The sequence below is a fragment of the Streptomyces sp. NPDC057565 genome, from assembly GCF_042801455.1.
Classification (GTDB): Bacteria; Actinomycetota; Actinomycetes; order Streptomycetales; family Streptomycetaceae; genus Streptomyces; species Streptomyces yanii.
On the sequence record NZ_JBHVFU010000121.1, the window covers coordinates 1 to 10,704 of the forward strand.

The window sequence follows — 10,704 nt, forward strand, 5'->3', positions numbered from 1 at the left end:
ACGCTCGGCTGGAAGACACCGGCCGAGGCGTTCAACGAGCAGCTACTGTTGCTCCAACAAGCCGGTGTTGCAACGACCGGTTGAATCCAGTCAGTACACCAGTCACCAATTTGCTGTTCTGGCAGCGGAGTTCGGCGTCCGTCTGTCCGTCGGTCGCACCGGTCAGTGCTGGGACAATGCGCTTGCCGAGTCGTTCTTCGCCACCATCAAGCGGGAGTTGCTCGACACCACCGCCTGGCCCAGCCGGGCCGCCGCCCGCACCGCGATCTTCGACTTCATCGAGGGCTGGTACAACTTGCACCGACTGCACAGCAGCCTCGGCTACCTCAGTCCCGCCGACTACGAGACCGCGCTCGCAGCCTGACCACCACACCAAGAGTGTCCGTCAAAGCGGAACAAGCTCAACCAGCGGGCTCAAGACTTGTGGTCTGTCTCAACGAACCGAGTCCACACGTCTCACCCAATCCAGTCCACGCAGGTCAGCGCCATGCGGACGACTAACTTCGTTGAGACAGGACAGCCACCATCACTGCCCAGGCCCCGGCGCCTGCCACGAGTGACGCGGCCCTGGGCGGCTTGTCCGGTTGATGGGTGTGCTGCCGGTCCGGCGCCACGGCTTCTCGTACCTGCCGCCGCACGCCCGGCATTGGGCTCGGAAGAGCGCGGTGGCGGGTCCCATCTGGTCGCTCGACTCGGCGGGGTATTCGGCGTTCTGGATTCTCGCGACGAGCTGCGGGGTGGTGCAGGTGCACGCGTGGGCACTGGACGTGTGCCGGCGGGAGCGAGCGGTGCCGGGGGGCGGGGCGTCGACGAAGTCGGTCCGGTAGCCGTCGATCGGCTTGTACTTGGTGCGCTTCTGGGCCGCACCGGCAATCTTGCCGGCCTCGGTGGCGATGTCGTTCAGGGGCTGGTACCAGGCGCGGATGCCCATGTCGCCGAGTGCGCTGAGCACCCAGTCGTCGAGGTAGGCGTAGCTGTCTGCGAAGGAGAGGCCCGAGACCAGGGACTCCGGCACGGACAGGGAGTACGTGATCGTACTCATGGGCTCTACGAACATGGCCCCACCACCGGAAATGCGGCGAACCACGGTCATCCCGTGCTTCGCGGCCCCCTCGGGGTCCACCTCGTTCCGCAGGGACTGGAAGCTGCCGATCACCACAGCAGGTGAGGCCCACTCCCATACCCGTAGAGCCGGGGGTCGCCGCTCAGCGGCCACCTCGGCGGTGATCACCTCGTCCAGTGCCATGTGCAGGGCTGGTGCCTGTGGCTCCGTGTGCACCAGTTGCCAGTCGTAGTCGCTCCACTCGGTCGCGTGGGCCAGAGCACGCCGGACGGCGATGCCGACGCCCTCCGCTGTCAGCCCGAGCATCGTGGTCGATTCGTCGGCCACCTCTCGCGCTCGGCGCACGGGAGCGGGCCGGCCGGACTCTGCCGCGACAGCGTCCGCGTCCAGGTCGAAGACGCCGTCCTCCTCTCACGAGGAGGAGTTCAGCCACTGAGGTATGTATGCCAAGGTCCACGCACTCCACTGCTTCAGGACCTGCACCGGCGCGAACTTCGCCGGCCAGACGTCGATCCGGATCCGTTCCATCGTCTCCTCGGACTCGTCCGCTGCGATACCCGCCTCCACAGCCCGCGCCAGGTTCTGCTGCTGCACGGCCCGACGGCACTTCGAGGCCGGCCTCCAGAACGTGGTCCAAGGACGACACGTCGAGCGTGGGCGGCTCCGTGGCGACGTGCGCCTGCGCATTCACGTCGACGTTCGCCTCGGTCCGGATCCCGCGGCTCTCCCCGCGGCGGCACGCTACCTGCCACTCGGGTGTGGAAGCATGCCGTCCATGTCCACCGATCCCATAGACGCGGCCGCTGTGGCACACACGGCCCGCCTCGTTGCCGCGGTCCCCACCCCCCTCGGCGCCGCGGACGCCGACGCTCCGCGCATCCAGTACGGGCCCGGCCACAGGCTGCTCGTCCAGCGCGGGGACGACGAGTTCGCCGTGGTCGGGCTCGGCCCGACAGGGCAGGAGCACGGCGCCGAGTTCCGCTTCCCCGCCCCCTGGCCTCGGCCCTTCGGCGATGTCACCGTCTCTCCCACGGGCGACCTCGCCGTGTTCAGCGGCGTGCACGCCGTACGGGCCGTGGACCGGACAGGCAAGGTCCACTGGGAGCTCCCGCACGGGTGCTGGTCCGCCGCCAAGTGCACGGCGGCCCATGCCTCGTTCGAGGAGTACGCGGACGACCCGCGGCATCGGCGCGCAGGCCGCGGTTCCGCCGCGTTCAGCCCGGACGGCAAGTTGGTGTGGGCCCATGTGCGGCACGCACAGGACTGGCCGCACGAGGAGTGGCTGGTCCTCGACGCGGCCGACGGGTCGGTGCTCGGCCGGACCAGGACCTCGACCGTGGGTTCGGCGTCCGCCCACTTCCCGCATCCCGACGGCTCGTACATGGGACTGACCGTCGGTGAGGGGCATGAGGACTCCCCTTCCCTGTGGGGGCATTGGGACGGTACCGACCTGGGCTTCGAACGCATCGAAGGGGTACTGCTGCAGGACGTCAGTCCGTCCGGTGGGCACTTCCTGTGCACGGATCCCGGCCAGTGGGCGCTGTATCTGCACGAGTCCCCCGGCGCGCAGGAGGCCGGACGCCTCAACGCCAGGGATGTCGTGCCACCCGCGCCGGGTGAGGACATGGCGCGCTGGGATTACGAGGGCGCCTACCCCTACGAGGACGGCGCCGTCGTCAGCACCGATGGGCACACCGCCGAGCCCCGTCACTGGCTTGTGGACCCGGGCACACTCGCCCTGCGCGGGCGGATCGTCTACTCCCTGCCGGTCTCGGGCAGCCCATTGCCGGCCGGCCCCGGCCTGTGGGCCACCCTCGCCGAGGACCGCACGGCCGTGCACCTGTGGAGTCTGGCCGACGCGAGCTGAGCGCGTCCCGCGACGCGAACGCCGGTACCTGGACCGCCCCGTGGCCCGCTCCGAGGCCGAGCAGACGTACCGCGCGGCCCTGGCCAGGGCCCGCGCCGAGAAGCGCGCCCGCCGCCGCAGCTGACGACGAGGACTGCGGGTCTAGTTGACCCGGCTGCGTACGTCTCCATGTTGTCGACCATCCACTCGGTCGCCTCGTCGAGCTGCTTCGCCCAACGGGCCCGCTCAGCCGCGACACGCTCTCGCATGACCGGCGTCCACGCCGCGTCGTCCGGGGCCGGCGCCTCGAACTTCCGCAGCCGGGCGCCAGCTGACAAGATCCGCAGCATCGCGGCCAAGAACTGGTCCCGGGCCTGGTGCGCTTCCAGGATGCGGCGCTGGCGGGCTTCCAGCCGCGGCATCACCAGCCACCCGGTGGCCACTGTCGTGACTAGCGACGTCGCCAACGCGATCAGGATCGTTTCCGCCACCCCGGGTCCAGCAGACACGCGCACAACCTCTCTCGCTGCGCCGCCATAGCACTCTGCGGCCGAAGTCTGCCAGCCTGCCCTGACAGCTCGAATCGACCCGGCGAAAGGCCTTCGGCCGGCCGAGCGTCTTCGGCATGATCAGACCTGTGGAATCTGAAGTCGTCGCCGCCCTCATCGCCAGCCCGGTCGCGCTCACTGCCGCAGTGGCCGCCTACGGGGCGGGCAAGGCGCAGGGGCGCGGCACATTGGACTCCGTACGGCGTGCTTCCCAACGGGAGTCCTACGCTCACCTACTCGCCACGGCATACACCTTCAAAAGGGCCGCAGACGAGGCTCTTGACCCCTGGCGCGATCCCTCCGATACCCAGCCCGCACCGGAGATTCAGGCAGAAAGGACGCAGCGACTCTTCGAAGCGTTGCGCCAAATCACCGAAGCTGGGGCAGTCGTAACCCTGGACGGCCCTCCACACATCGCTGAACGGGCTCAGAACATCATCAGGCGCGCGGAAATGCTCGGACTCCGCTCGGGCTTTTCCCGGGGCAGCTCGTCGCCACACGCGTCCCTCAGCAGGATCCGGGAGGACTTCCAACTACTTACGACCGTCATGGACACCTTTGCCCGAGAGGCCAGCGCATACCTCAACACTGGAAGGCTGCCACAGCGGCGCTGGTGGTCTCGCAGCAGCTGACTGTGATCACACGCCGGTCCGAAGCTGAGCCCGGACCTCTTCGAGGCGGGACACCGGTACCGCGCGGTCATACCTGAGGCCGGCTGCGGTCAATGCCTGCTGCGCGGGATTACCATGACCGCGGGCGGCCCCCCTCGGCACCAGCGCTCTGTGGTGGATCCAGCATCGGTAAACGCCTGGCGTCCTGTTCCTCGGGGGCAGGACGCCCGAGGGGGGCGATCAGGCGCGGAGAGCGGGAAGGACGGATGCCGAACCGCCGATGAGGGAGTTCCGCCCCGTGACCAGCTCTGGCACGTACTTGTACAGCGTGGTGCGGGAGACGCCCACGGGCCAGCGGGCCCGGCCAGGGCCTGCGCCCTCTCTGGAACCCGGACGCCGTCGAAGACGACGAGGGCAACGACTGAACCGGCCCGCGACGTACGGTGGAGACGTGGCACGTACCAGCCCGAGCTGTCAGAACGGTGGTTCGGTGGAGTAGGGGCCGTCCCAGGCGGGTGTGGTCGGTTTGGTCCTCGGCTGCTGGAGGACTCGTACAGCGTCTTCGATGCGGCCGAGGTCGATGAGGCGCTCGGCACGGCGAGAGCCGTTGGATGTCGGGTGCTGTTCGAGGACTGCGGCGGCGTCCTCGGTGCGGCCGGCTTCGGCGAGCACGTCGGACAGGGCCCAGGCCGCGTACCAGGTGTCGCCCTCGGGGTGCGCCCGCGCCTGCTCGATCGCTTCATCGAGCAGGCCGCAGTCGGCCATGAGCGGAAGCCGCATCCGGAAGAATTCCCATTCCTCCTTGCCGCCGCTTCGCGCCTTGAGGGCATCGAGGTGGGCCAGACCGTCCCGAGGCCGGCCGTGGTCGGCGTACAGGGTGCAAAGAGTGTGGACAATCCAGTCCTCCGCGCCGCCGGGCCGTTCGGCGAGCGCGCGCATCACCTCGATCGCCTCGTCGCCCCGTCCTTGCCGGACCAGGAGCTCGGACAGCGGGACAGCCACATGCCACATTCCGTCCGGCGTAGCACCGAACGTACGGTAGGCGGCGATCGCGCCTTCCACGTCGCCGCGTTCCTCCAGCACTTCGGCAAGGCGCTGCACGGCGTGCCCGTGGTGCTCGGACGCCGCGTACGCACGCAGTTCCGTGATTCGATCGTGCCTGGCCAGCAGGTCGGCCAGCTGGTCACGGCCGTTGACGGAAGTGGCCTCGCGGGTGTGCAGCAGGGCGATCGCCTCCTCGATCCGGCCCTGGCGTTCCCTGATCGTGGCGAGCAGGCCGACTGCGTTGGACGGTTCCATCCGGAGGTTGTTGCAGTCCGGGTCGTTGCAAGCGGGGACCGCCGCTTCTACCCGGGCCTCCAACAGGGTCGCCGCTTCCTCGTCCAGGCCTGCCGCTTCGGCGACGTCGACCAGGCACTCGGCGAGGAACCCGTCCTGGATCCCGGCGCGCAGCAGCATGAACGCCTCGCCGCTGCGGCCGTGGCGGGCCAGCAGGCGCGCGAAGAAGACCAGCGCCAGCCGGTCACCGGCCTCCGCGTACGGGCGGGACAGCGCGATCGCCTCCTCCACCCGGCCCCAGCCCTCCAGCAGCTCCGCCCGGGCTCGGGCCGCCGGCCACCAGTTCGTGGCGATGTACGGAGCGAGCACCTCCAACGCCTGCTCGCGCCGGCCCCGATGCCCGAGCAACCGTGCCCGCTCCAGCGCGCAGAACCACTCCCCGCGGCCGGCCTGGAACTCCACTTCCCGTTCATGACCGAGTTCGAGAAGCCGCGCCACCAGCAGCGGAGGAATGCAGCCCGTCAACGTTCGGGCCCGGTAGTCAAGATCAGCAGCGTCCACGACAGCGCACCTTAGCCCTCACCACCGACACGGCCCGCACGTCAAAGCCATCGCACGGGAGGGCAGGCGTCAAAAGACCTTGGCACCCTCAAGTGATCAACGCACCACCCACGGATGATCATGTGATCGTGGAGGTACAGGTGCGTGACTACGGGTTTTCGCCAGCTCAGCAGGATCAGATCTGGAGATGCTGGCGGGAGGGACAATCGTTCAGCTTGATCGGGCGGGCACTTGGGGCACCGATTTACCACGTCCGCCAGTTCCTGTACCAGAGCGGTGGCATCCGCCTCACGCCGCAGACGCGATCAGAGCGGCATCTGACCGGCGGCGAGCGCGAAGAGATATCCCGTGGCATCGCCGCTGGAGAATCTGCCCGGCAGCTAGCCAGGCGGCTGGGCAGATCACCTTCGACCGTCTCCCGCGAGATCGCCCGAAACGGCGGCCGGGACCGCTACCGAGCCGCGTCCGCCGATGCGGCCGCCTACACGCGTGGGCGCCGACCCAAGCAGGCCAAGCTCGCCCAACGGCCCGCTCTGCGGCCGCGGCGCCGGGGGAGCGGGCCGGTACTACGGGCGGTTTACGGTCACCTCGGAGGTCCGGTCTCTGCTCGGGCTGTGGAGGGGCAACGTTGCCGCTGTCCACGGTGAGCTGACGGCTCGCGCGGCCAGGGGCGAGGGTGAACCGCCGCCGTCGATTCCGACGCTGCATCGCGCGATTCGGCGTGATCTGTCGCTGGGGGAGCGGGCAGGGCTTGCGGGTGGGGAGTGTGAGGCCCGCAAGCACGATGTGTTTCTGGCCCGGCCGCGGGGGTGGCGGAACCAGGTGTGGGAGGCCGATCACGTTCAGGCCCCGGTCCTGGTCGATGTCGAGGGCACCACCCTGCGGCCGTGGATCACATGGTTCATGGACTGCGCGACGAACGCGGTCATGGGTGTTGCGGTCACTCCCGGGTCCCCGTCCCGGGAGTCGGTGCTGACCGCGCTGCGCGCGGCGGTGGTGCGCGAGGAGCCGTTTGGCCCGCAGGGCGGGCTGCCGGAGCGGGTGCGGGTGGATCGGGGCAAGGACTTCCTGTCGAAGACGGTGACTGCCGCGTTCAACGCTCTCGACGTCACGGTTGAGGACCTCCCCGCCTACACCCCGCACCTGAAGGGCGCGGTGGAGGGGCTGAACCGGGCGGTGGAGTCGATGTTCCTTGCCGCTCTGCCCGGCTACGTCCGCCAGCCGCGCCCGGGCCGGCGCCGGGGTTTGAAGTACCGGCCGTGGTGGGGGTCGTGTCTCCTTACGTTGTTGCTGGGTTGATTCCGGTCACTCGTAGGATCGGAAGGCCCAGGGATGCTGGGTGTGGCTGCGTGTCTCCAGCCCAGTGGTGGCTTCAAACGATTGGCCGCCTGGCATCCCGCGACGACTCGACCACTCATTGGGATGCGGGCCGTGATCACTGCTGCCACGTCAAGATCGTCCCACTACCCCGGACCCAGCGTTACGGAGATCAGTACTTGCCAGAATTCTGTTGGGCGGTCTCGTCACCGGCCGGTACGGCGCCACGCAGAACAAGGGGGATGAGCCGTTGCGCCCAATGCTGATGGTGGATGTGGACGGACCGCTGAACCCGTATGCCGCGAAGCCGCACCGTCGGCCCGAGGGCTATCAGACGCACCGCTTGGTGACGCCTCGCTGGGAGGCCGCCGAGCGGCGCCGACTGACTGAGTGGGGGCTGCCGAACAAGCCCGTGAAGCCGCTGCGGGTGTGGCTCAACCCGGATCACGGCCCGGCGCTGGAGGCGCTTCCCTTCGACCTGGTGTGGGCGACAACGTGGGAGGAAGAAGCCAACGCCTTCGTCGCGCCAGTCCTGGGATTGCCCGAGCTGCCCTTCATTGCCTGGCCCTCGCCGCGGCCCGAGCCCGGGGCTGGTGTGTTCTGGAAGGCGCCTGAGATCGTCACCTGGGCGAAGGGCCGTGCGTTCGCCTGGGTCGACGACGAGATCACAGAGGCGGATCGTACCTGGGTGAAGGAACACCACGACGATCCCGCCCTACTGCACCGGATCGACCCACGACGCGGCCTTGCCATCGACGACTTCGCCACGCTGACCGCATGGGCAACCGGCCTCGACTGACTCCGCAGCCGGTCGAGAACCAGCCGCGACGCCGTCCTGCATGATCGTTACGGGACAAGTTTTAGGGGGAACCGAATCAATCGCGATGCCGTCGAAGGGGCAATTGAGCTGCTGAAAGGCCTAACCGTGACGAAATCCAGCATGTACCTGCTCGTCGCATGCGCTGCGCTTGCCCTCGCCGTGGTCGGCTGCGACGCAGGGTCCACACCGGCCACCGCCGGAGGCGGCGTCCAAGCAAAGGCAGCCCGGTGGTCCGAACCGAATCGGTATTCCTTCCGGCTTCTCTCCGAGTCCGGAGAGCGGGGCGGCCTTGGGGAGTACCGGATCACCGTGGAAAACGGGAAGGTCGTCAAAGCGATCGGCCTCGACGAGTCGGCCCGGCGCACGGTCGAGGGGAATCCGCAGGATGTCCCGACGCTTGGCGGTCTCCTCACTGATGTCCAGAAGGCCCGTGCAGGCCAGGCTGAAGTCGCGGAGACGGTATTTGCCGCAGATGGACACCCCGCTGAGATTCACATCGACTGGCTGGAGAATGCCATCGATGACGAGGCCGACTACCTCATCACCGAATACCGCGAACTTCCCTGACTGGCGCGGCAAACTGTCCTCTACCGCGTGCAGCCCTTCGGCCGGACGACGGCATCGCGATTGATTCGGTTCCTGTCCGACCTTCCCGCAGACCACGCTGGTCCGGCTCGCCAAGCTCCGGTGGCGCATCGAGCATGACTACCGCGAACGACGTTGATGTCACCCGTTGATGTCAGAAGCCCCCGGACGGCTCCCACGGTCGCGCGAAAAAGGGGGAGCCGCGACCGGCCCGTCGCCGGTCGACCGGCGTAAGACGGGTAGCAAACACCGCCTGATCTGCGACGGGAAGGGCACCCGTTCAAGGTCATCACCACCGCGGCGAACGTCAACGACATCACTCAGACCCTTGCCCTTGTCAACGGCATCCCGTTGGTGGCCGGACGTCCAGGCCACCCCCGCCGACGGCCCGACGCCGTGCTGGGCGACAAGGCGTACGACTCCCAGGCGGTCCGTCGTGAATTGCGCAGACGCCGGATCATGCCGGTGATCTCTCGCAAGGGCGCCCCGAACATTAAGAAGTCATCTCATTTGGCGGGGCCGGTAGGCTGGCGGTCATGGTGGGGATCGTTGAGCGGCTGGTTCCGGATGAGTTGTGGGAGTTGTTTCAGCGGGTGGTGCCGGAGGCGCCGTCGCGGCCGCAGGGTGGTGGACGGCGTCGGCATGGTGACAGGGAGGTGCTGGCCGCGATCGTGTTCGTGGCCACGTCGGGCTGCACGTGGCAGCAGTTGCCCACTGCTTCGTTCGGGCCGTCGGGGGCGACGGCTCATCGGCGTTTTTCCGAGTGGACGAAGGCCAGGGTGTGGGCCAAGCTCCACCGCCTGGTCCTCGACGAACTCGGCGCCCGCGGCGAGTTGGACTGGTCGCGCTGTGCGATCGACTCGGTGAACATGCGGGCCCTGAAAAGGGGGACCTGACAGGTCCGAATCCTGTCGACCGGGGCAAGTACGGGTCGAAGATCCACTTGATCACCGAGCGGACCGGTCTGCCCCTCTCCGTCGCAATCTCGGGGGCGAACCTGCACGACAGCCAGGCCCTGATCCCGCTCGTGCAAGGGATACCGCCGATCCGCTCCCGCCGCGGACCGCGGCGCCGCAAGCCCGCAAAGCTCCACGCCGACAAGGGCTACGACTACACCCACCTGCGACGATGGCTACGCCGGCGCGGCATCCAGCACCGCATCGCGAGGAAGGGAGTCGAGTCCTCACAGCGACTGGGCCGCCACCGCTGGACCGTCGAACGCACCATGTCCTGGCTCGCCGGCTGCCGCCGTCTCCACCGGCGCTACGAGCGCAAGGCCGAGCACTTTCTCGCCTTCACGAGCATCGCCTGCACCCTCATCTGCTACCGCAGGCTCACCAATTGAGATGACTTCTAAGGGTCTGGGCAAGCTCCGCTACGTCGTCGAGCAGACCTTCGCCCTGCTGCACCAGTTCAAGCGCCTCGCGGTCCGGTGGGAACGACGGCTCGACCTGCACGACGCTCTCGTCTCCCTCGCCTGCGGTCTCATCTGCTGGAGAAGGCTCAGCCGACAGCGTGCGCGGTCAGCTGTGCGGTCCTACGCTGGCCAGCTGTGACTGACAGCCCTCTGCGATGGCCCCACAGTGGGCTCCGTCCGTTCCAGATAGTCCTCTGCCGAGTGACGGGACACCGCGGACGCTTCGGCGTGGAAGTCGAGTTGATCGCGCCCGTAACCAAGGTCCTGGCATTCATCGACTTCGTAAATCTCACAGACAGCTTGGAGCACCCGCGCCCAGAAGACTTCCCAGCGATCGACAGCACGCTCGATGCCGTCGTACTCGACTTCATGCCCAGCGGTGAGCTGCGTCTGTCGGCTCGTCCATCGTCACTGACTCGGCAACAGCGGTGAAAGACGCCCGCACCCAAGACCACGGCGCACGGCAAAAGCCTGACGCCCGCCCAACATTCAAGATCGTGTTACGAGCTCTCAGGGGTTGCGTCCCTTACCAGCCGCTCAAGAACCCTTGATTACCGCTCGCCCCGCTAGTGTCCTGAGTCTTTGATTCGGTTTAGATATCCGGTGAGGCGTTCGAAGATCTCGTCGGCGGTCTTCGTCCAGACGAAGGGCCTGGGGT

At 67.9% G+C, this 10,704-nt stretch carries 10 protein-coding genes and 3 pseudogenes; 10 read left to right on the top strand and 3 right to left on the bottom strand.

The genetic code is table 11. The annotated features are described in order from the left end of the window. Positions 1-67: 67 nt before the first annotated feature. Positions 68-364, top strand: coding sequence for a transposase (locus tag ACFU8W_RS51195; protein WP_384052698.1), 297 nt, complete (start codon positions 68-70; stop codon positions 362-364). Between the two features lie 162 nt (positions 365-526). On the opposite strand, the pseudogene ACFU8W_RS51200 reads toward ACFU8W_RS51195, so the two are convergent. Together ACFU8W_RS51200 and ACFU8W_RS51205 are read right to left on the bottom strand one after the other, a co-directional pair. Further along, a pseudogene (locus ACFU8W_RS51200) lies at positions 527-1,378 on the bottom strand (biotin/lipoate A/B protein ligase family protein); the annotation flags it as partial. 96 nt (positions 1,379-1,474) lie between these two features. Beyond that, complete coding sequence (locus ACFU8W_RS51205) at positions 1,475-1,657, bottom strand: hypothetical protein (protein ID WP_384052699.1); 183 nt, start codon at positions 1,655-1,657, stop codon at positions 1,475-1,477. 181 nt (positions 1,658-1,838) lie between these two features. On the opposite strand from ACFU8W_RS51205, the gene ACFU8W_RS51210 reads away from it, so the two are divergent. Further along, a complete protein-coding gene (locus tag ACFU8W_RS51210; protein WP_384052700.1) occupies positions 1,839-2,930 on the top strand; it encodes a hypothetical protein in 1,092 nt (363 codons plus the stop codon). A gap of 1,612 nt (positions 2,931-4,542) precedes the next feature. Here ACFU8W_RS51210 and ACFU8W_RS51215 read toward each other — a convergent pair. Then, positions 4,543-5,907, bottom strand: a complete 1,365-nt coding sequence (locus ACFU8W_RS51215) for a hypothetical protein (protein WP_384052701.1) — start codon at positions 5,905-5,907, stop codon at positions 4,543-4,545. 140 nt (positions 5,908-6,047) lie between these two features. Here ACFU8W_RS51215 and ACFU8W_RS51220 point away from each other — a divergent pair, with 140 nt between their 5' ends. From ACFU8W_RS51220 to ACFU8W_RS51255, 8 genes and pseudogenes are all read left to right on the top strand, one after another. Next, positions 6,048-6,554 (top strand): helix-turn-helix domain-containing protein, encoded by a 507-nt coding sequence (locus ACFU8W_RS51220; RefSeq protein WP_384052706.1) that lies wholly within the window; start codon positions 6,048-6,050, stop codon positions 6,552-6,554. Continuing rightward, positions 6,481-7,119: pseudogene (locus tag ACFU8W_RS51225) on the top strand (transposase family protein); the annotation flags it as partial. The gene ACFU8W_RS51220 and the pseudogene ACFU8W_RS51225, both read left to right, overlap by 74 nt. A gap of 364 nt (positions 7,120-7,483) precedes the next feature. Further along, positions 7,484-8,023: a hypothetical protein gene (locus tag ACFU8W_RS51230; protein WP_384052707.1), complete on the top strand. Its 540-nt coding sequence runs from the start codon at positions 7,484-7,486 to the stop codon at positions 8,021-8,023. Positions 8,024-8,164: 141 nt separating this feature from the next. After that, positions 8,165-8,611, top strand: a complete 447-nt coding sequence (locus ACFU8W_RS51235) for a DUF6174 domain-containing protein (protein ID WP_384052702.1) — start codon at positions 8,165-8,167, stop codon at positions 8,609-8,611. A 276-nt stretch (positions 8,612-8,887) separates the two neighbouring features. Next, positions 8,888-9,103: pseudogene (locus ACFU8W_RS51240) on the top strand (transposase); the annotation flags it as partial. Positions 9,104-9,165: 62 nt separating this feature from the next. After that, a protein-coding gene (locus ACFU8W_RS51245; protein ID WP_384052703.1) for an IS5 family transposase occupies positions 9,166-9,974 on the top strand; the annotation gives its coding sequence in 2 pieces (ribosomal slippage) (positions 9,166-9,514 and positions 9,514-9,974; 810 coding nt in all). 1 nt (position 9,975) lies between these two features. Next, the gene (locus ACFU8W_RS51250) at positions 9,976-10,185 is read left to right on the top strand and encodes a hypothetical protein (RefSeq protein WP_384052704.1); all 210 of its coding nucleotides are present in this window, start codon (positions 9,976-9,978) and stop codon (positions 10,183-10,185) included. Between the two features lie 89 nt (positions 10,186-10,274). Then, on the top strand, positions 10,275-10,478 hold the full coding sequence (locus ACFU8W_RS51255) for a hypothetical protein (RefSeq protein ID WP_384052705.1): 204 nt from the start codon (positions 10,275-10,277) through the stop codon (positions 10,476-10,478). Positions 10,479-10,704: the final 226 nt, after the last annotated feature.